The 19,040-nt window shown below is 56.0% G+C and carries 19 protein-coding genes; 4 read left to right on the top strand and 15 right to left on the bottom strand.

Features of this window, described 5'->3' with window-relative positions; translation table 11 throughout:
• Positions 1-23: 23 nt before the first annotated feature.
• The 11 genes from CA948_RS08055 to CA948_RS08110 form a co-directional block, all read right to left on the bottom strand.
• Positions 24-1,049 carry a MucB/RseB C-terminal domain-containing protein gene (locus CA948_RS08055; RefSeq protein ID WP_238988666.1) on the bottom strand — a complete coding sequence of 342 codons (1,026 nt, stop codon included), beginning with the start codon at positions 1,047-1,049 and terminating at the stop codon, positions 24-26.
• Complete coding sequence (locus CA948_RS08060; RefSeq protein ID WP_094197306.1) at positions 1,046-1,543, bottom strand: sigma-E factor negative regulatory protein; 498 nt, start codon at positions 1,541-1,543, stop codon at positions 1,046-1,048. Before CA948_RS08060 ends, CA948_RS08055 begins: the two co-directional genes overlap by 4 nt.
• A 6-nt stretch (positions 1,544-1,549) precedes the next feature.
• On the bottom strand, positions 1,550-2,152 hold the full coding sequence (gene rpoE / locus CA948_RS08065; RefSeq protein ID WP_009456579.1) for an RNA polymerase sigma factor RpoE: 603 nt from the start codon (positions 2,150-2,152) through the stop codon (positions 1,550-1,552).
• Between the two features lie 462 nt (positions 2,153-2,614).
• A complete protein-coding gene (gene fabF / locus CA948_RS08075; protein WP_094197308.1) occupies positions 2,615-3,847 on the bottom strand; it encodes a beta-ketoacyl-ACP synthase II in 1,233 nt (410 codons plus the stop codon).
• Between the two features lie 139 nt (positions 3,848-3,986).
• Positions 3,987-4,226, bottom strand: coding sequence for an acyl carrier protein (gene acpP / locus CA948_RS08080; protein ID WP_003800961.1), 240 nt, complete (start codon positions 4,224-4,226; stop codon positions 3,987-3,989).
• 184 nt (positions 4,227-4,410) lie between these two features.
• Positions 4,411-5,154 (bottom strand): 3-oxoacyl-ACP reductase FabG, encoded by a 744-nt coding sequence (gene fabG, locus CA948_RS08085; RefSeq protein WP_042482415.1) that lies wholly within the window; start codon positions 5,152-5,154, stop codon positions 4,411-4,413.
• On the bottom strand, positions 5,155-6,093 hold the full coding sequence (gene fabD / locus CA948_RS08090) for an ACP S-malonyltransferase (RefSeq protein ID WP_108727752.1): 939 nt from the start codon (positions 6,091-6,093) through the stop codon (positions 5,155-5,157).
• A 46-nt stretch (positions 6,094-6,139) separates the two neighbouring features.
• Positions 6,140-7,117 (bottom strand): beta-ketoacyl-ACP synthase III, encoded by a 978-nt coding sequence (locus CA948_RS08095; RefSeq protein WP_094197310.1) that lies wholly within the window; start codon positions 7,115-7,117, stop codon positions 6,140-6,142.
• A gap of 25 nt (positions 7,118-7,142) precedes the next feature.
• Positions 7,143-8,231 carry a phosphate acyltransferase PlsX gene (gene plsX, locus CA948_RS08100; protein WP_094197311.1) on the bottom strand — a complete coding sequence of 363 codons (1,089 nt, stop codon included), beginning with the start codon at positions 8,229-8,231 and terminating at the stop codon, positions 7,143-7,145.
• Positions 8,232-8,272: 41 nt separating this feature from the next.
• Positions 8,273-8,455 carry a 50S ribosomal protein L32 gene (rpmF, locus tag CA948_RS08105; protein WP_003800968.1) on the bottom strand — a complete coding sequence of 61 codons (183 nt, stop codon included), beginning with the start codon at positions 8,453-8,455 and terminating at the stop codon, positions 8,273-8,275.
• Positions 8,456-8,528: 73 nt separating this feature from the next.
• Complete coding sequence (locus tag CA948_RS08110; protein ID WP_108727753.1) at positions 8,529-9,050, bottom strand: YceD family protein; 522 nt, start codon at positions 9,048-9,050, stop codon at positions 8,529-8,531.
• A gap of 332 nt (positions 9,051-9,382) precedes the next feature.
• On the opposite strand from CA948_RS08110, the gene CA948_RS08115 reads away from it, so the two are divergent.
• The 3 genes from CA948_RS08115 to CA948_RS08125 are packed head-to-tail and all read left to right on the top strand — an operon-like array spanning position 9,383 to position 11,483.
• Positions 9,383-9,937: a Maf family protein gene (locus tag CA948_RS08115; protein ID WP_238988667.1), complete on the top strand. Its 555-nt coding sequence runs from the start codon at positions 9,383-9,385 to the stop codon at positions 9,935-9,937.
• A 12-nt stretch (positions 9,938-9,949) separates the two neighbouring features.
• Positions 9,950-10,672: an SAM-dependent methyltransferase gene (locus CA948_RS08120; RefSeq protein WP_094197314.1), complete on the top strand. Its 723-nt coding sequence runs from the start codon at positions 9,950-9,952 to the stop codon at positions 10,670-10,672.
• 1 nt (position 10,673) lies between these two features.
• Positions 10,674-11,483: an N-acetylmuramoyl-L-alanine amidase gene (locus CA948_RS08125; protein WP_094197315.1), complete on the top strand. Its 810-nt coding sequence runs from the start codon at positions 10,674-10,676 to the stop codon at positions 11,481-11,483.
• Positions 11,484-11,525: 42 nt separating this feature from the next.
• On the opposite strand, the gene CA948_RS08130 is transcribed toward CA948_RS08125, so the two are convergent.
• Genes CA948_RS08130 through CA948_RS08145 form a run of 4 tightly spaced genes read right to left on the bottom strand, consistent with a single transcriptional unit; the run spans position 11,526 to position 14,760 of the window.
• The gene (locus tag CA948_RS08130; protein WP_094197316.1) at positions 11,526-12,134 is read right to left on the bottom strand and encodes a protein-methionine-sulfoxide reductase heme-binding subunit MsrQ; all 609 of its coding nucleotides are present in this window, start codon (positions 12,132-12,134) and stop codon (positions 11,526-11,528) included.
• Positions 12,134-13,087 carry a protein-methionine-sulfoxide reductase catalytic subunit MsrP gene (gene msrP, locus CA948_RS08135; protein WP_108727755.1) on the bottom strand — a complete coding sequence of 318 codons (954 nt, stop codon included), beginning with the start codon at positions 13,085-13,087 and terminating at the stop codon, positions 12,134-12,136. Before msrP ends, CA948_RS08130 begins: the two co-directional genes overlap by 1 nt.
• A gap of 54 nt (positions 13,088-13,141) precedes the next feature.
• On the bottom strand, positions 13,142-13,795 hold the full coding sequence (locus CA948_RS08140) for an HAD family hydrolase (RefSeq protein ID WP_094197318.1): 654 nt from the start codon (positions 13,793-13,795) through the stop codon (positions 13,142-13,144).
• The gene (locus CA948_RS08145; protein ID WP_199827831.1) at positions 13,792-14,760 is read right to left on the bottom strand and encodes an RluA family pseudouridine synthase; all 969 of its coding nucleotides are present in this window, start codon (positions 14,758-14,760) and stop codon (positions 13,792-13,794) included. Before CA948_RS08145 ends, CA948_RS08140 begins: the two co-directional genes overlap by 4 nt.
• Positions 14,761-15,248: 488 nt before the next feature.
• Between CA948_RS08145 and CA948_RS08150 the strand changes: the two genes are divergently transcribed.
• On the top strand, positions 15,249-18,572 hold the full coding sequence (locus CA948_RS08150; protein ID WP_108727756.1) for an Rne/Rng family ribonuclease: 3,324 nt from the start codon (positions 15,249-15,251) through the stop codon (positions 18,570-18,572).
• Positions 18,573-19,040: the final 468 nt, after the last annotated feature.

Raw genomic sequence — 19,040 nt, forward strand, 5'->3', positions numbered from 1 at the left:
CAAATACTCCTGGCGGACGATAGTCAATGTGTCCGGGATGGTGGGGTGAACTGTGTGCCTTCAAGCAAAGCGCGCAGAGTCTGTACAGGGACAGCCCCCGTACTGGTTAAAACATAATCGTTGATGCGACTGCGGTACATATTCATGGAGCCACGGTGAAAGGCACCCAAGCTATTTTCTTCTGCTTCGGGAGTCCCTACCTTTTCCAGAAACACGGAAATAGCGGCCAGACCGTCAGACATCATCAGATGGGTTACCTGACGACCAGCCCGCATGGGCCGAAGCATTTCGGAGCGCAAGGTAAAACCGGCCGGCATAGCCAAATGCCACCCCAATTCGCTTATATCAATTTTCTGCACTTCGGGCTCAACCACGTCCCACTTGCTGGGGTTCCAGTTGGTGCGCAATTGCTGCAAATCCACCTGCTCTCCAAAAGCGACCGAGGCAAAAGCGATCTGATCCACTACCGCTTGTTGTGGGTCCAAAGTCTGCATTTTCAACAGCAAATGGTGATCGGTATCGGCACACACACGGTAGCCATAACGCTGATCATCCTTGGGGACCAACTCGATCAGATCGCAAGGACGGCCCGCCACGCGCTCGCGCGAAGGCAAACGGCGCATATCGTAGAATTTTGGCAATTGACTGACATCACCGACCAGAAAACTGGGAAAGCGCTCGTTTTCACGCCGCTCGATCACCACCATTTTCTTTTCGGGAATCAGGCATTGGGTCACTTCGTTCTGACGCAGAAACTCACGCGGTTCACCATCCAGAATTTCCAGACGCTCGCGCTCGCCAGTACCATCAATAATGTGAACCAACTTCATGGACTGGCTGGCCTGATCCTGCGTGTAAATAATGACCCCGGAGTAGTCCAGATCGCGCGCCGCTTTGTGAACTTTCTGCAGCCAAGGCAGATCCAGAGGCTCCAGCCCGTCAGCCCCCTGAGCCAGCACCGGTGCACACAACACCACCAGCGAAAAGGCAAGCAAACCCTTATAGAGACGCGCCAAACCCATCTGCGATGGCATACGTACAGACCTCATTGACCCAGGGCTCCACTTTCAAAGGACACATGGCGTACTGGGCCGGTACCAACAAAATCGCGATGCAAATCCGCGTAATCATTCCAGAGCTGATCGTCCTGGGCGCTGGCCACCAAAGTGCCAGGCACTGAAGTCACGCCCATGTAAGGTAATCCCACCCACAAGGCTGCCGCCACCGCTGCCACCACAGCCAAGCCGCTGACACCGTAGCGCTGCACCAAAGGACGTTTCATGGCGCTTGGAGCAAGCACAGTAGGCTCTTCGTCGATCGCTTTGGACAGACGCGCGTAAAAACGGTCCGAAGTACGGATAGCCAGTGCGTCGGTACGCATGACGTCACCAATCAAATGATAGGTATCCCAGACTTGACGCCCATAAGGGGAGTCCAGTTCCTCGGGCCGTATTTCAGCCTCGCCATCCACCCAGGAAGACACGGCGGCCTCCCAGGCATTCAGTTGATCTTCATCGGAATGGGATTTCAGGGCTTGCATCATCAATCCTTACCACCGTCGTTCACTATCTTCACCATCCAGTATGGGACGCAACTGCGCAGCAATGGCGTCGCGGGCTCGAAAGATGCGTGAGCGTACAGTTCCTATAGGGCAGTCCATGGTCTGAGCAATATCTTCGTAGCTCATACCTTCTATTTCACGTAGCACGATAGCTGTCCGCAACTCTTCGGGCAGCGCCTGGATTGCTGTATTCACTGTTTCAGCAATCTGGCGGCTGACCATCATGGATTCTGGCGTGCTTATATCGCTTAGGTTGTCGATTCGGTCAAAAGTTTCACCTTCTTCGGTTTCGACGTTCTGCAAAGTGTTGGGACGTCGTGCGGCCGAGGCCTGCCAATTACGGGCCGTGTTGATCGCAATACGGTACAGCCAAGTGTAAAAAGCACTCTCACCCCGAAACTGAGGTAGAGCTCGGTACGCTTTGATGAAGGTTTCCTGAGCCACGTCTTCAACTTCAGACGGGTCACGTACCATACGGCTGAGCAGACGCATGATTTTGCGCTGGTACTTCAGTACCAGCAGGTCAAAGGCTCGCTTATCCCCACGCTGAACACGTGCAACTAGTTCGGCATCGGTATCGCGTTCACTCATTAAGAATCCTTATTCTGAGCACGGACCTGATGGGACAGCCGGTTAGCACATAGACACAAGGCCCACCAGGCCTGCGACGGCTGAGTACGGCGCCATACAGTAATCGTACGGCAGGCCCTACCGGCGCAATCAAAACGCAAGCGCAAAGTCATGAACCAAGCACACCGCCAGATCTGCTCTATTTGCACGGACGCCTTTGCTGTGCCCTCGTACTGCAAGAAGTATAGCCCTGCCCGATGCGCTAGTGTAGCGCGCCCACCCCACACCCGACGACTGCGAGCATACAAAAAATTAGCCCACAAAGCACCTGGGAACAGACAAACAGCCCAGGGCCATTGCCAGCTGTACATCGCCCAGGCCAAGCCTGACGCAAGCAATACATAAACAACAACGCCCAGTCGGCGCACCGGGGCCGGAGCTCCGATCGACCAGGACTGGGCGTCAAGAGTGGGACGGTCTAACTTAGCGAAGACGACGAACCACCATCGAACCGTTAGTGCCGCCAAACCCAAAAGAGTTGGACAAGGCCACGTCAATCTTCATATCACGCGCCTGGTTAGCGCAGTAATCCAGGTCACAAGCAGGATCCTGATTAAAAATATTGATCGTTGGAGGCGAGATCTGGTTATACACCGCCAAGGTGGTGAACACCGCTTCAATACCACCGGCAGCACCCAGCAGGTGACCCGTCATGGACTTGGTGGAATTGACCACCAGCTTGTAAGCGTGATCGCCAAAGGCCAGTTTCAATGCTTCGGACTCGTTCACGTCGCCCAGCGGCGTGGAAGTACCGTGTGCGTTGACGTACTGAACCTCGTCGGCGTTGATACCACCATTGCGCAAGGCATTCATCACGCCACGACGCGGACCGTCACGGTCTGGCGAGGTGATGTGGTGAGCATCCGAGCTCATGCCGTAGCCGGCGAACTCGCCGTAAATGCGGGCGCCACGTTTCTTGGCGTGTTCGTACTCTTCCAGCACCAGCACACCAGCACCCTCGCCCAGCACAAAGCCGTCGCGGTCCATATCCCAGGGACGCGATGCCGTTTCCGGGTCGTCGTTACGGGTGGACAGTGCACGCATGGCCGCAAAACCGCCAATGCCCAGCGGGGACACAGTGGATTCGGCACCACCCGCAATCATCACATCAGCGTCGCCATACTCGATCAGACGAGCAGCATCACCAATGGAGTGCAGACCGGTTGTACATGCCGACACAACCGCGTAGCTAGGACCTTTCAGGCCCAGACCGATGGACAACTGGCCGGACACCAGGTTGACCAGAGAACCAGGCACAAAGAACGGGGAAATCCGACGTGGCCCCCGTTCCAGATATTCTTTTTGGGTTTCTTCAATACGGGGCAAACCACCAATCCCCGAACCTACAATAACGCCAACACGCTCAGCATTGATGCTGTTGATGTCCAAGCCGCAATCCTTCCAGGCTTGCATACCTGCTACCACGCCGTAATGGATAAAGGTATCCATCTGCTTGGCTTCTTTGACTGAAATGTAGGGTGCTAATTCAAAACCTTTGACCTCACCCGCTATCTGGGCTGTTAGGGCCGAAGGATCGAAACGGGTAATACGCCCGATGCCCGAACGCCCATTGACGATGTTATCCCACGCGGTAGGAATATCGTTGCCGACCGGGGAAACAATACCCAGCCCGGTAATCACGACACGTCGTTTCACGGATGACTCCTAAACACAAAAAAAGCGGTTTAAAGGGAATAACTGCGTCTTGCAAGCTAAAGCCGCCGGGCACAAGTTACTCTCTGGAAACCGCTCTGGAGCGAGGGCGTGCACATGCCGCCCACCCTCTTAATTGAACTTACTGCTTGCTGTGAGAATTGATGTAGTCCACAGCTTGCTGGACCGTCGTGATTTTCTCAGCTTCTTCGTCTGGTATTTCGGTTTCGAATTCGTCTTCGAGCGCCATCACGAGCTCGACCATGTCGAGCGAGTCGGCACCGAGGTCGTCGAGAAAAGAAGATTCGTTTTTGATCTCGGCTTCGTTAACGCCAAGTTGTTCAGCGACGATCTTCTTGACGCGCTGTTCGATGCTTTCCATGCAGATTCTCCAAGTTGGGAAAAATTCCCGCAAATTATAGCCAATCCATACTACTAAGAGGGATAAGCTATGACAAAAAACGGCGTTCTTGTATGAGGCCTAACGTTATTCGTACAACGCCGGCTCAAGCAATAGGCCCCAAATAATCCCGCAATTTTACCTCAGCCGGGCGCGATGCCAAGCCTTACATATGCATACCACCATTCACATGGATGGTGCTGCCCGTAATATATTGCGCTTGCGACCCGGCCAGAAAGGCTACCGCGTTGGCGATATCCTCAGCAGCACCCAGTCGTCCCAGAGGGATTTGCGACAAGATTGCCGCCGACTGCTCAGGGGTCAAAGAGCGTGTCATGTCCGTATCGATAAAGCCCGGAGCGACACAATTAACTGTAATGTTACGGCTACCGAGCTCGCGCGCCAAGGCGCGGCTCATGCCGGCCACACCGGCTTTGGCAGCGGCGTAGTTGGCTTGGCCAGGGTTACCACTCTCGCCCACCACCGAGGTGATGCTAATGATGCGGCCCCAGCGGGCTTTCATCATGGGGCGAATAACGGCACGCGACAGGCGGAATACGGCACTCAGATTAGTCTGGATAACTGCATCCCAATCTTCATCTTTCAAGCGCATGGCCAGGTTGTCACGCGTAATACCGGCATTATTGACCAGGATATGCGGACCGCCATCTTCTTTGCTCAAGGCAGAAATCAGCGCTTCGCAAGCAGCCGGGTCGTCCACATTCAATACATGGCCATAACTGCCATTCTGGTCCAGTACAGCAGAAATCGCCTGCGCGCCGGACTCGGACGTGGCAGTACCAATAACCTTGGCGCCACGTGCCATCAATTCTTTAGCAATCGCCTGACCGATACCGCGCGATGCGCCAGTTACCAGGGCAGTCTTGCCGCTTAGATCCAATTCTTGCATTTATGCTCCCTCCAGGGCTTCCAAAGTGGCCTGCAAGGATGCAGGGTCGCTGATCGACAAGGCAATCAGATCACGGTCAATACGCTTGACCAGACCGGTCAGCACTTTGCCTGGACCACACTCGACTACATGGGTAACACCTTGGGCCTTCATGGCCTGGATGGTTTCCACCCAGCGTACAGGATGCCAAGCCTGACGAACCAGCGCGTCTTTAATCTGCTCAGGGCCGGTAGGTGCGGCTACGTCCACGTTATTGATAACAGAGACCGTAGGAGCCTTCACATCCACCGACGCCAGCGCCTGAGCCAGCACGGTGGCAGCCGGTTCCAGCAGGCTGGAGTGGAACGGGGCCGACACGGGCAGCACCAAGGCACGCTTGGCACCGGCCTCTTTGGCCAGAGCACATGCACGATCTACCGCTTCTACATTCCCGGCAATCACAACCTGAGCAGGCGCATTGTAGTTAACAGCCTGAACAATCTGCTGCCCCTCGGAGGCTCGCGCACATACATCGCGCACCTGATCATCATCCAGACCCAACACGGCAGCCATGGTACCCGCGCCGACGGGCACGGCAGCCTGCATGGCATCGGCACGAATGCGAACCAGCGGGACAGCCTGTTCCAGGCTCAACGCACCAGCAGCAGTCAGGGCCGAGTATTCACCCAGGCTATGGCCGGCCATCACGGCAGGAACGGGGCCTCCGGCCTGAATCCAGGCCTGGTACATGGCCACGGCGCTCGCCAGCATGACAGGTTGAGTATTGGTAGTCAGATTCAAAGCCTCAGCAGGTCCTTGTGCCATCAACTGGGCCAGGTCCTGACCCAGCGCCTGGCTGGCTTGTGCAATGGCTTGCTGTACGACAGCGGACTCGGCCCAGGCATCGAGCATGCCCACGGACTGCGAGCCTTGTCCTGGAAAGACAAACGCAATTTTCATGGTAGAAAAACTCAAAGAGATGAGGCGGTAATCCGAATCGCGCTACTTAGCAGCGGACCAGCACCGAACCCCAGGTAAAGCCGCCACCCACGCCTTGCAACAGCGCCAGATCACCGGTACGGATACGACCATCCCGGCGAGCAGCATTCAGGGCCAAAGGCACACTGGCTGCCGAGGTATTGGCATGTTGATCAACCGTGATAACCACCTTCTCGGAGGGGATACCCAGCTTACGACCTAGAAAATTGATGATGCGAACGTTGGCCTGGTGCGGAACCAGCCAATTGATGTCAGACAAGGAAACACCAGCCTGTTCGCAGACTTGATTGGCCGAAGCGGCCAGTGAAGTGACAGCCAGTTTGAACACAGCCTGACCGTCCATACGCAGGAAGGGATCACCCACAACCTGGCCGTGCGAGACATTGCCTGCCGCGCACAAAATACCCATTTGGCTGCCATCCGCATTGAGCTGGGCGGCCAAAATACCGGGTTCATCACTGGCTTGCAGAACCACAGCGCCCGCACCGTCGCCGAACAGGACGCAGGTAGAGCGGTCGTTCCAATCCAGGATGCTGGAGAACACTTCAGCACCGATAACCAGCGCATTGCGCGCACGGCCTGCCTTGATCATGGCGTCGGCGGTCGTCAGTGCATAGACAAAGCCGCTGCACACCGCTTGTACGTCGTACGCGGCCGCGCCCTTGTTGCCCAATTCGGCTTGGACCAGGCACGCCGTGCTGGGGAAAACGTAATCGGGAGTGGAAGTAGCCACCACAATCAGGTCCAGATCCTGGGCAGCAATGCCCGCATCTTCCAGCGCCTGACGCGCGGCGTGTGTTGCCAAATGACTGGTACGAACACCGGGATCAGCAAGATGACGCTGGTGAATACCGGTACGCTCGACAATCCACTGATCGGAGGTTTCGATACCCTTTTGAGCCAGCTCAAGCGCTAGATCATCGTTAGACACAATCCGAGGAGGCAGATAGCCACCTGTACCGATAATCTTGGCAAATATCGTCATTTTATGTTCCCGATCAAGCCCGTTCTTATGAGGACGAGGGCTCTGAAGTATGGCGTGTATCTGGTTCGCCGCTTTGCTGTTCATGCAAACTCACACTTTGCATGATGCGTTCGACTGCCTGGCTGGTACCGCTGAGCAGACCATTGAGCACCGCACCGCGGGCTCGTTGCAAAGCATAACCGAAAGCGTAGGCATCGGCAGAACCATGACTTTTGATAACAATACCGCGTAAACCCAAAAGGGCTGCACCGTTATGACGGCGATTATCCACCCTGTCGCGGAAACGATTCAAGACAGGACGAGCCAGCAAAGCGGACACTTTGCTTAAAGGGTCACGGGTAAATTCGTCGCGCAGCATACTGCCGACCATCTTGGCCAGACCTTCAATGGACTTGAGGACCACATTGCCCACGAAACCGTCACACACGACCACGTTGACAGTACCTTTACAGATATCGTCACCTTCTACGTTGCCGTAAAAATTCAGTCCGCTAGAGCGTAACAATTCAGCCGCCTTTTTGACGACCTCGTTGCCTTTGATGACCTCTTCCCCAATATTGAGCAAGCCCACAGTAGGACGCTCATGGCGATCCACGATACTGGCCAGAGCAGATCCCATAATGGCGAACTGCAAGAGGTGTTCTGCAGAGCAATCCACATTGGCACCCAGGTCCAGCATGATCGTGGCCCCGCCCTTTTGGTTCGGGATGGACGTAGCAATGGCTGGGCGATCAATCCCATCCAAAGTTTTGAGTACGTAGCGCGAAATTGCCATCCAGGCGCCGGTATTACCCGCAGAAATGCAGGCATCAGCTATCCCGTCCTTGACAGACTGGGCAGCCACTCGCATGGAGGAATCTTTTTTGCGGCGCAGGGCCACCTCGACCGAATCGGCCATGGTGACAACTTCGGATGCGGGAAGAATGTCGTACCAGGAGGTATCGACATTACCTTGCGCACGCAATGTTTGCTCGATGGCCTGAGGCTCGCCAACCAATAAGCAGTGCACATCCGGATAGCGCTTGGCAAAAAGCAGCGCTGCAGGGACAGTGACGGATAAACCGATATCGCCGCCCATGCAATCGATGGCAATACGTATTTTTTTGTTAGACATCAAGCATGCAACCTATGTTGCTTGCAACGACAAAGAGACTATTACTCGTCGTTCTTTGTCTTCAGCACTTTACGGCCACGATAGATGCCGTTGGGGCTGATGTGGTGACGCAGGTGCAATTCGCCAGTCGTAGGCTCGATAGCCGTCGAAGGACCAGTAAGCGCGTCGTGCGAACGACGCATGTTACGCCGGGACGGGCTCTTTTTATTCTGCTGAACAGCCATGATGACTCCTGTAGATGGACAACCCCGAATAAATGGGTGCAGCCCGAAAAATTAACGAATTAGTAACAAACAATCAAGACTTCTTGAGCGAACCCAGCACAGCAAACGGGGACGGCCGCTCAAAAGCGGATTCATCCAGGTCGTCTGACTTAGCGTCCATGGACAGCGACTGAGCGTCGGGACAAACCTCATGGCGCGGCACATAAGGCACGCTGAGAATCAGTTCATCCTCGACCAGCCCCAGGACATCCAACTGGCCTTCACACAAGATACGATCAGGACCTTCCGTATCGTCATCGTCCAGCTCCAGTTCTTCCTCGGTTGCCACAATCTGCACTTCGTTAGAAATATCGATGGGCCACGCAAAAGGCTTCACACAGCGCTGGCATTCCAAAATGACACTACCTTTGGCCTGCACATGCACAAACCGACGCCGGGCAGAATCCTCCCGACCCGAAACGCTCCAGTCAATGCGCAAATCGCCTTGATCGGGCAAATCGGATACCAGACGAGACAAATCCTCCACCAGCACCTGGCCCGACATTTCCTGAGGGGCACGGGCGAGATTCAAGGTGTCGATATACTGTGTCGTCATAAGTATGCTTAGGGCATCAAACCGCGGTCTTGCCAGGATTTGGATACCGCTTGTTTGTTTTGCTTGTCGCTTGTTTGCTGCTTGTTTGTTTTACTGCCTTGGTATCGCTTGGGTGCGCTCTACCATTTTTCTTGTACTGCTTCTTTTCCCTGCCCTTCGGTATTGAAGCATGTAAAACCTCGCTGGCAAACTGCCAAGCTAGCCCACAACCATTTCAATAACGAAGAAAACATTAGATAATACCGTGCTAAGCACAAAGCAGTCAAACCAAAGCACAGCTAAAACACACCATGCGTCTCATCCTTGCATCAAGCTCAGTCTATCGCCGCGCTATGTTAGCGCGTTTGGGCCTGCCTTTCACCTGTCAGTCTCCTGACATTGACGAAACCCCACTTCCTGGGGAGGCTCCTGCACAGCTCAGCCTGCGTCTGGCGCGTGAAAAAGCCACCCGTATCAGCCAGCTAAACCCAGGCGCACTGGTGATTGGCTCCGATCAAGTTGCCACGTCGGGCCAGGACGCCATCGGCAAGCCCGGCGACCACGCTGGTGCACAGAAACAACTGCGTCGCCTAAGCGGTCAACACATTGATTTCCATAGCGCCTTATGCGTGACTGACGGCCAGGAACTGCTGTGCAGCGATATTGTTACCAATTGTCGTTTTCGCGCATTAAGCGATGAGGAAATTGAGCACTATTTGCTGCAAGAAAGGCCTTATGACACTGCTGGCAGCGCCAAAGCCGAAAGTCTGGGGATTGCTCTGATGGAATCCATGCGCTCGGACGATCCGACCGCGATCATCGGCCTGCCCCTGATCGAGCTGTGCACCATGCTGCGTCACTTTGGATTAAACCCCTTGCGCCCCAACCTTCTTACCCCTTCCGTTTAGGACTGATTCGCCATGCCCCAAGCCGCCCCCTTGCATCTGATCCCCGTAGGCTTAAGCGAGAGCCCGATCAGCGGCTGGCTACCCGCCGACGTCAAAGCCTTGACGCGCGAACTGACCGTCTTTATTGCCGAGAACGCCAAAACCGCCCGTGCTTTTCTGAAACTGGTCGAGCCAGTGGTGCCTTTGCAGGAAATCACCATTCATACCTTGGACAAGCGCGGCAACAAACCCGGTGAAATGCGCGAGTGGTTGAAAGTCGCCCTACAAGGCCAGGCGATTGGCCTTGTGTCAGAAGCTGGCTGCCCTGCGGTGGCCGACCCCGGCGCACTAGTGGTGGCCATGGCCCACGAAATGAAAATCCCTGTGCGTCCACACGTTGGCCCCTCCTCCATTTTGTTGAGCCTGATGGCCAGCGGCCTGGACGGACAACAGTTTGTATTTCACGGCTATGCGCCTGTCGATGGCGCCGCACGCGCCAAGCAGCTTAGACAATGGGAAAGCCAGTCCCAGACCTTGAAACAAACTCAGATCCTGATCGAAACGCCTTACCGCAACCAGGCCATGTACAGCACCCTGCTGCAGGCACTGAAGCCCACAACACGCTTGTGTCTGGCACGTGATCTGACGGGTTCGCGTGAATTGATCCAGACCGCCACGGTGGAACAGTGGCGTGAACGCCCAGCGCCCGCCCTGGACAAAACCCCCTGCATTTTCTTGTTTCTGGCGGGTCGTTAAGATGAAACCCCTGTCTTGCCTTACCCCCGCCTTGAAACGCAGCCTTCGGATTGGCGCGCTCAGCCTGACGGCCTTATTGGCGGCTTGTGGCGGTAGTGGCCCCTTCAAACTTGATGACAGCTATAGCGCTCAGGGCCAAAACAGCCGAGTGCGATATCTGGTCATGCACTACACCGCCGGCGACCACGCCACGTCTCTAAAAGTGCTGACACAACGCGATGTCAGCGCCCATTACCTGGTCAGCGACGAGCGTCGTCCTACTGTCTACCGCCTGGTTCCGGAAGAGCGCCGCGCCTGGCACGCTGGCATAGGCTCCTGGTACGGCTTCACGGACCTGAACACCGGCTCTATCGGCATCGAAATCGTGAACATGGGACGCCTGGCAGATGGCCGCTGGGCCCCGTATACATCCGGGCAAATTGAGGCAATCAAAGTATTGTTAAAAGATCTGGCTCAGCGCCATGGCGTGTCTGCTCGCAATATTATTGGTCACAGCGATGTGGCCCCACAGCGCAAGCTGGATCCCGGCCCCCATTTCCCCTGGAAGGAACTGGCCCAAGCGGGCATAGGCCGTTGGTACAAGGAATCACAGGCTCACGCGCTGCAAGCACAGTACGCTACGCGCCCCCTGCCCTCTGCTGCTCAAACTCAGGCTCTGCTGCGAAAAGCAGGCTATGAGACTCCGGACAGTGGTGTTTTCGACAAGGCCACACAAAACGTGATTGCCGCTTTTCAGATGCACTACCGTCCGGCCCGCTATGACGGTATTCTGGACGCCGAAACAGCCGCCATTTTGCAAAGTTTGGATTAAAAAAAAAACAGGTAATGGGCTAGTGCTCATTACCTGTTCTTTTTAATGCTCTGTCTTATTCAGGGTGGGCCAGCGGCGCAAAATCAACAAACCCGCCAGCACCAAACCATAAACATAGACCTCCACCACATCATTTTTACCGATACGAATCAGATAAAAATGCAGAATGGATAGGACCGCCGCCAGATACACCGTCTGATGCAAACGACTCCAGCCACGACCCAAACGCTTTTGCCAGCCATTCGTGGAGGTCAGGGTCAAGGCCAATAAAATCAGCACAGCCACCACACCAATAGCGATCAAGGGCCGCTGTACCACGTCCTGCCACATGGACAGCCAATCCCCCGAACGATCCCACCAGGCCCAGGCCAGCGTATGCAAAGCAGCATAAAAGAAACTGAACAAACCCAACATACGACGCCAACGCACCAAAGCGGGTTGCGCCAGCAAACGCCGTACGGGGCTCAAGGCCAGGGTCAGCAATAACAGCACCAAGGCCCAGACCCCGCTGGAGCGCGTCAAAAACTCGGCGGGATTCGCACTCAGACCATTATTGAAACCCAGCCATACCCAGCGCCCCAAGGGAAACAAGCCCAACAAAAACACCAGGGGCTTGAGCCTGTCTAACTGGGCGGCCTTCCAGGTAGCCATTAGTAAAACCGCCTCAAATCCATATCGGCATACATGCCAGCCACGTCTTGTGCATAGCCATTGAAAGGCAAGGTCGGCTTTTTAGTGGCAAAAAATCCCGAACCAATGACTCGCTCAGTCGCCTGACTCCAGCGCGGATGCGGCACCTCGGGGTTTACATTGGCGTAAAAACCATATTCATGAGGAGCCACCTTCATCCAGCTGGACTCGGGCATGGTGTCCGTCAGGGTAATTCGCACCAGGGACTTGGCCGACTTGAAGCCATACTTCCAGGGCACGATCAACCGCACAGGCGCTCCGTTCTGAACAGGCAGGCTTTTTCCGTAAAGACCGGTAGCCAGCAAGGTCAACGGGTGCATGGCCTCATCCAGCCGCAATGCTTCCACGTAAGGCCAGTCCAAGATACGTGAGCGCAAGCCCGGCATGGTTTCCGGGTCTGCTGCCGTTTCAAAGCGAACAAAGCGGGCTGAGCCTTGGGGCGACGCCTGTTTCAACAGGGCCGACAAGGAATACCCTACCCAAGGCACTACCATGGACCAGGCTTCCACACACCGCAGGCGGTAGATACGCTCTTCCAAGGGGGCGAGCTTCAAGATCTGATCCATATCCAGGGTCAGCGGCTTGTTCACCAAACCGTCGATCTGCAAGGTCCAGGGTTCCGTCTTGAATTTCCCCGAGTGACGCGCAGGGTCTTCCTTGCCCGTGCCAAATTCATAGAAATTATTGTAGGTGGTGACATCGGACTCGCGGGTGGGCGTCTCGTCCAGCTTCCAACGCTGGGAAGGCGTGAACGTCAAGGCCTGCCCCACAGGGACGGCCTGAGCCTGACCCGGCAAGCTGGCCGCCAAGGCCAAGGCCCCCGGAGCCTGCAACAGCAGACGGCGGCGAGCCCGCCAGACCGACTCATCAGTAATTTCAGAGGGACGTATGGGCTGCGAGCGTGATTTGAACATCTCCATCTCCTTGAACCTGCCGGCAAGGCGGCCATCAAACCCGCTTGCCTTGTCTTAAATCCGTGCCAATACCCAATCGCGCATTTGCGCCACATTATCAACCATGACCGTAGGCTCTGCCTTGGCCAGAGTTTGAGGATCGTGTGCGCCATATGTGACAGCCACACTATCCATGCCCGCATTGGCCGCCATGTGAATATCATGCACGGTATCACCCACCATCAAGACCTGTTCGGGCTCCAGCATCAATTCAGCCAGCAATTGATGCAGCATTTCCGGATCTGGCTTGCTGCGGGTTTCGTCCGCACAACGGGTCGCATCAAAAAAAGTGCTGAGTTTGACCTGCTGCAACACCCTGTCCAGACCTTGACGACTTTTACCTGTTGCCACTCCTAAGGCAATCTGACGGCCACGAAGTTCACCCATGAAAGGTAAAATTCCGTCAAAAAGCTTGATATGAGGGTCACGCTGCATGAAATGATAGCGGTAACGCTCCAGAAACAGCGGCATCTGCTCGGCGGTCAAATCCGGTACAGCGCGGTACAAGGCGCTTTCCAGCGACAAACCAATAACCCAACTGGCTTGCTGAATCGAAGGCACAGGCAATTGCAGGTCCGCACTGGCCAACTGAATAGAACTGGCAATTGAGTACGTCGAATCCATAACTGTGCCGTCCCAATCAAACAGAACGGCGGCGTAACGCGTCATAACAACTTCTCCAAACGCTCAAGAACGGCCTGACAGGCCGCTGGCAAAGCCGCCTCCAGAACCAGGGGCTGTCCGGTGACAGGATGATTGAACTCCAAGCGTCCCGAATGCAGGAACATGCGCTTGAAACCTTGACGGGCAAATTGATCGCGGATGGCATCGTCGCCATATTTATCATCACCCACAATCGGAAAACCCGAATGGGCCAAATGAACACGAATCTGGTGAGTACGGCCGGTTTTCAGCTCGGCCTGCACCAAGGTAAAGCGGCCAAAGCGGCGCTGCATGGTGATGATGGTATGCGCAGGCTTGCCAGCCGGGTCAACCTTGACGCGCCGCTCGCCACTTTCAGTCAGCCAGCGCAGCAAGGGGAAACGAATATGTTGACGATCGTTCACCCAATCGCCCTGCACCAGCGCCCAGTAAAACTTGCGGGCACGGATTTCACGGAACATATCATGCAAACCGACCAAAGCCGCGCGACGTTTAGCAATAATCAGCAAACCGGAGGTGTCACGATCCAGACGGTGAGCCAGTTCCAGAAAGGGTGCCTGAGGGCGCGCCGCACGCAACTGCTCGATGACACCAAAAGACACGCCACTGCCACCATGCACAGCCACACCGGCAGGTTTGTCGATCACCATCATGTGCTCGTCCTCGAACACCACTGGGAAAACGGCAGCGGGGACGGGACGGGCCTGCTCGGGTTCAGGCAGACGCAGAGGCGGAATCCGCACCATATCGCCATCTTGCAAGCGATAGTCGCTGCTGATGCGGCCTTTGTTCACGCGAACCTGACCGCCGCGAATGGCTTTGTAAATGTGGCTTTTTGGCACCCCTTTACATTCGCGTAACAAAAAATTATCTATACGCTGACCCGCCCGCGTTTCATCAATGCGTAATATTCGCACTTGAGGGGCTGATCTTTGTGATTCATGAGGTTTGCACATAACAAAAAGGGGCATATAATCGCTTCAGCCTATAGAAGCTGAGACTGGGTCCAGCGTAGAGATGCAAAGGGTGCGTCTCCGTTGGATAACCAAGGACTGATAATTGTATCCTTGAGTTCCAGCTTCCGGGTCATAAGGTCGCCGGGGTGAGTCCGAAATAACGAAAGTCGTGTGGCAAGAAGGCCCGCTTTCCAAGAGATGCTTTCCTCCCGCGTGCGGCGCTGAATTCCTGCACAGATTGTCCCGTTCTTTTGCACCAGCCGCATGATTTATGCGACTGCCGTTCCCCCAGCAATTTTATATTCGTCAAACACACACTGTGACTCTGACCCTCCTGCTGATTGAACTTCGCGCTTTGGCGCGACTCGTGCCTCCCAGACTATAAGCCGGTAGGCCGATTTTGCCTGCCTGCCCCAAACTGATGCAGCTATAGCGCTACACACCTGTGACCCGCGGTCGTGCGCCGATATTTCGGTGCTCCATGACAACGGAGATCCACACTCATGAAACGCATGTTGTTCAATGCGACGCATCAAGAAGAACTACGCGTCGCCATTGTTGACGGTCAAAAACTCATTGACCTCGACATCGAAACAGCCGGGCGCGAACAGCGCAAAGGCAATATTTACAAAGGGGTCATCACCCGTATCGAACCCGGCCTGGAAGCCTGCTTCGTCAGTTACGGTGAAGAGCGTCACGGCTTTCTGCCTTTCAAAGAAGTGGCTCGCAGCTACTTCAAAGAAGGGGTTGATGTACGCAGCGCCCGCATCCAGGACGCCCTGGTCGAAGGCCAGGAACTGATCATCCAGGTTGAAAAAGAAGAGCGTGGCAACAAGGGCGCTGCCCTGACCACCTTTATTTCCCTGGCAGGTCGCTATCTGGTTCTGATGCCCAACAACCCTCGTGGGGGTGGCGTATCGCGCCGCGTGGAAGGCGAAGACCGCCAGGAACTGCGCGAAGCCATGGACCAGCTGGATATCCCGCAGGGCATGAGCATCATCGCCCGCACCGCAGGTATCGGCCGCAGCGTCGAAGAACTGCAGTGGGACCTGAACTACCTGATGCAGCTGTGGACCGCCATTGACGGCGCGGCCCGCGACAATGCTGCCCCTATCCTGATTTATCTGGAATCCAGTCTGGTTATCCGGGCGATACGCGATTACTTCTCGCCCGATATTGGCGAGATCCTGATCGACACGGATGAAATTCACGAGCAGGCCGCCGCCTTCATGAGCGTGGTCATGCCCGACAACTTGCATCGCGTGAAAATGTACCGCGATGACATCCCCCTGTTCTCGCGCTTTCAGATCGAACACCAGATCGAAACTGCTTACTCACGTACCGTGCAATTGCCGTCGGGTGGTGCTGTCGTTATCGACCATACCGAAGCGCTGGTTGCCATTGACGTGAACTCGGCCCGCTCCACGCGTGGTGCCGATATTGAAGAAACCGCCCTGCGCACCAACCAGGAAGCAGCCGACGAAGTGGCCCGCCAGTTGCGTTTGCGTGACTTGGGTGGCCTGATTGTTATCGATTTCATCGATATGGAAGACAGCAAGAACCAGCGTGCTGTCGAACAACGCCTGCGTGACGCCCTGCACCTGGATCGTGCTCGTGTTCAGATGGGCAAGATCTCGCGCTTTGGCCTGATGGAACTGTCTCGTCAGCGCCTGCGCCCTGCCCTGAACGAAGGCTCTCACATCACGTGCCCACGATGCACCGGTACCGGCGTGATTCGCGATGCTGAATCCAGCGCCCTGCATGTTCTGCGCCTGCTGCAAGAAGAAGCCATGAAAGAAGGCACTGCCGCCCTGCACGCTCAAGTGCCGGTGGACGTGGCTACTTTCTTGCTGAACGAAAAGCGCGCTGACATCACCAAAATCGAATCACGTCTGAACATCGCCCTGATCCTGATTCCCAACAAGAATCTGGAAACCCCGCACCACATCATCGAGCGCCTGCGCCACGATGACCCACGCCTGGACGAACTGCGCAGCAGCTACGAGCTGGTTCAGCAGCCTGAACAGCAAGACAGCCTGGTGCCGCACCGCAGCCACGAAATCAAGCCTCGTCCAGAAGCCCTGGTCAAAAGCACCACGCCGGCCCAGCCTGCTCCCATGAGCAAGCCAGCTGCTGCTGCCGCAGCCGCCAGCGCCGCTGCCAGCGACAACAAACCCGGCCTGCTCAAACGTTTGCTGAGCTGGTTGTCCGGTACACCCACGGAGCCCGTGACCGAAGCCAGCAAATCCGAAGAGAGCAAATCTCCTTCCGGTCGCCGCCAAGGCCGTCCAGGCCAATCCCACGGTGGCCGTGGTCAAGGTGGACGTGGTCGTCGCCAGTCCAACCGCCCGGAAGCAGCTCAGGAAGAAAAAGCCAGCACGGAAAGCACCAGCGCGAATACCCGTGGTCGCCGCCGCAATGCCTCGGCCAATAACGAAGCCGCCTCGGAAGCCCCGCAAAGCACCAGCACGACTACGACGCCTGCCACCGCCGACGAAGGCAGCAGCAACAGCCGCAACCCACGTAACCGTCGAGGCCGTGGCCGTCAACGCCGCGAAGAAGGCAGCACAGAAAACGTCGAGCTGAACAAAGACCTCAACAGCACGGCCGCCCAGCCCGAACAGGCTGTTGCCAGCATTGCCGCAGCCTCTGCTGTTGCCGCCACCAAGCAAGAAGCACAAAAACGTGCTGAACAGCTGGCTGAGGCCGACAACACTGATACCGGCGACAACTCGGATACTGAAACGGACGAAAACAGCGAGAACGGCGCCCTGGATCCAGAGCGCAAACGTCGCCGTCGTCGTAGCCGTCGTGGTCGTCGCAACACAGACGCCAACGCAGTGGCCGAAAACGAAGAGAACAGCGAAGAAGGCAATACCAGCGCCTACGTTGCTCACGCAACACCCAGCTTTAACCCCGCTGCCCTGGATGCCCAGGAACAAGCCGCTGCCCAAACCGCAGCAGCCGAGCCTGAGCAGCCCCAAGCAGCCGTAGAGGCACCAGCAGCCCAAGAAGTGACGGCTGTCGCCGCTCAGGAAGCTCCAGCCGCTGCCGAAGCTGCACAACCTGCTCAAGAAGTCGTCACGACTCAAGCAGCCGCAGTTGAAACCGCCTCAGCTCAGGAAGAAGTAGCCGCTCCAGCCGTTCAGGCCGAAGTTGCTCCAGAAGCTCCTGCTGCTGAAGAAACTGTTGCTCCTGTGCAAGCAGAAGCTGCTGCCGAACCTGCAAAAGCAGAAATCGTTGAAGCTCAAGCCGAAGCCGTAGAAACAGCTGCAACTCCAGCAGAAGCCCAAGCCGTGGCAGAAACCCCAGCCGTTGAAGCTGCTCCAGTGGAAACTGTAGCCGTCGAAACCGCTGCTGCTCAGAAAGAGACAACTGTTCCCGCCGCCGAAGTCGCTCCAGAAGCTCCTGCAGCTGAAGAGGCCATTGCTCCTGTACAAGCAGAAGCTGCTGCCGAACCAGCCAAAGCAGAAGTCACCGAAGCTCCAGCTGAAGCCGTAGAAACAGCCGCGACTCCTGCACAAGCTCAGTCCACAACTGAAGCCCCAGCCGTTCAAGCCACTCCAGTGGAAACTGCAGCCGCAGAGACTCGCGTAGAGACTCAAACCGCTGCCACAGAGACTCCTGCCGCCGAACAAGCACAGAAGCCCGCTGCCGCTCCTCTGGAAGCCGTACTGAACGCCGCAGGCATCGAACTGGTGGAAACCGCTCGCTCGGCAACACAGGACGACTATCAGCCTGCACCAGTGCGCCTGGGTCGCCCACGCAAGCAACGTACTGCAGAAACCGAGAACAGCGAACCGCTGCAACAGGTCGAAACGCAGTAAACAGCAAGACTAAAAACGCCGCCCTCCAGGGCGGCGTTTTTTATGCCTGTCGTATCCACAAAGAGCAATCACCTGAGCCCCTTCTCCTTCCCCTTCTCCCTTCCCGCTAATCCAAGCCACTCCCCCAACAAGCCCCTATCCTCTTTCGCCCAAACTCCAGCCTAGCCCCACCCGCCTCGGCATCTAGCCCAGCATTAAACCCGCCCTAGTCTTAGCCCTAAGCTCAAACCCACCACTCTTTCAACTCCAGTTGCATACAAAGCCGAAGATAGGAATAAAGAGAAAAAACAAAGCTGAAGCCAACAGCGCAGAAAACGTACGCGCATACACAACCGAACGAGGCATAGGCCAAAACACAGGCTCAGACACAGGACAGTTGCAGGTGCAGACAGCAGATACAGCCCTCTATTTGAGCCCTCTGCGATATTCCCTTTTTCTTGAGGTAGGGAGTACAGCCCGAATGCGAGT

This window comes from Alcaligenes aquatilis (genome assembly GCF_003076515.1).
Lineage (GTDB): Bacteria > Pseudomonadota > Gammaproteobacteria > Burkholderiales > Burkholderiaceae_B > Alcaligenes > Alcaligenes aquatilis.

What these genes read in the sequence shown, in the direction of transcription:
- CA948_RS08055 (WP_238988666.1), bottom strand. Translation starts at nt 1,049, where the DNA reads ATGAGGTCTGTACGTATGCCATCGCAGATGGGTTTGGCGCGTCTCTAT.
- CA948_RS08060 (WP_094197306.1), bottom strand. Translation starts at nt 1,543, where the DNA reads ATGATGCAAGCCCTGAAATCCCATTCCGATGAAGATCAACTGAATGCC.
- rpoE (WP_009456579.1), bottom strand. Translation starts at nt 2,152, where the DNA reads ATGAGTGAACGCGATACCGATGCCGAACTAGTTGCACGTGTTCAGCGT.
- acpP (WP_003800961.1), bottom strand. Translation starts at nt 4,226, where the DNA reads ATGGAAAGCATCGAACAGCGCGTCAAGAAGATCGTCGCTGAACAACTT.
- fabG (WP_042482415.1), bottom strand. Translation starts at nt 5,154, where the DNA reads ATGCAAGAATTGGATCTAAGCGGCAAGACTGCCCTGGTAACTGGCGCA.
- fabD (WP_108727752.1), bottom strand. Translation starts at nt 6,093, where the DNA reads ATGAAAATTGCGTTTGTCTTTCCAGGACAAGGCTCGCAGTCCGTGGGC.
- CA948_RS08095 (WP_094197310.1), bottom strand. Translation starts at nt 7,117, where the DNA reads ATGACGATATTTGCCAAGATTATCGGTACAGGTGGCTATCTGCCTCCT.
- plsX (WP_094197311.1), bottom strand. Translation starts at nt 8,231, where the DNA reads ATGTCTAACAAAAAAATACGTATTGCCATCGATTGCATGGGCGGCGAT.
- rpmF (WP_003800968.1), bottom strand. Translation starts at nt 8,455, where the DNA reads ATGGCTGTTCAGCAGAATAAAAAGAGCCCGTCCCGGCGTAACATGCGT.
- CA948_RS08110 (WP_108727753.1), bottom strand. Translation starts at nt 9,050, where the DNA reads ATGACGACACAGTATATCGACACCTTGAATCTCGCCCGTGCCCCTCAG.
- CA948_RS08115 (WP_238988667.1), top strand. Translation starts at nt 9,383, where the DNA reads ATGTTAGCGCGTTTGGGCCTGCCTTTCACCTGTCAGTCTCCTGACATT.
- CA948_RS08120 (WP_094197314.1), top strand. Translation starts at nt 9,950, where the DNA reads ATGCCCCAAGCCGCCCCCTTGCATCTGATCCCCGTAGGCTTAAGCGAG.
- CA948_RS08125 (WP_094197315.1), top strand. Translation starts at nt 10,674, where the DNA reads ATGAAACCCCTGTCTTGCCTTACCCCCGCCTTGAAACGCAGCCTTCGG.
- CA948_RS08130 (WP_094197316.1), bottom strand. Translation starts at nt 12,134, where the DNA reads ATGGCTACCTGGAAGGCCGCCCAGTTAGACAGGCTCAAGCCCCTGGTG.
- msrP (WP_108727755.1), bottom strand. Translation starts at nt 13,087, where the DNA reads ATGTTCAAATCACGCTCGCAGCCCATACGTCCCTCTGAAATTACTGAT.
- CA948_RS08140 (WP_094197318.1), bottom strand. Translation starts at nt 13,795, where the DNA reads ATGACGCGTTACGCCGCCGTTCTGTTTGATTGGGACGGCACAGTTATG.
- CA948_RS08145 (WP_199827831.1), bottom strand. Translation starts at nt 14,760, where the DNA reads ATGCCCCTTTTTGTTATGTGCAAACCTCATGAATCACAAAGATCAGCC.
- CA948_RS08150 (WP_108727756.1), top strand. Translation starts at nt 15,249, where the DNA reads ATGAAACGCATGTTGTTCAATGCGACGCATCAAGAAGAACTACGCGTC.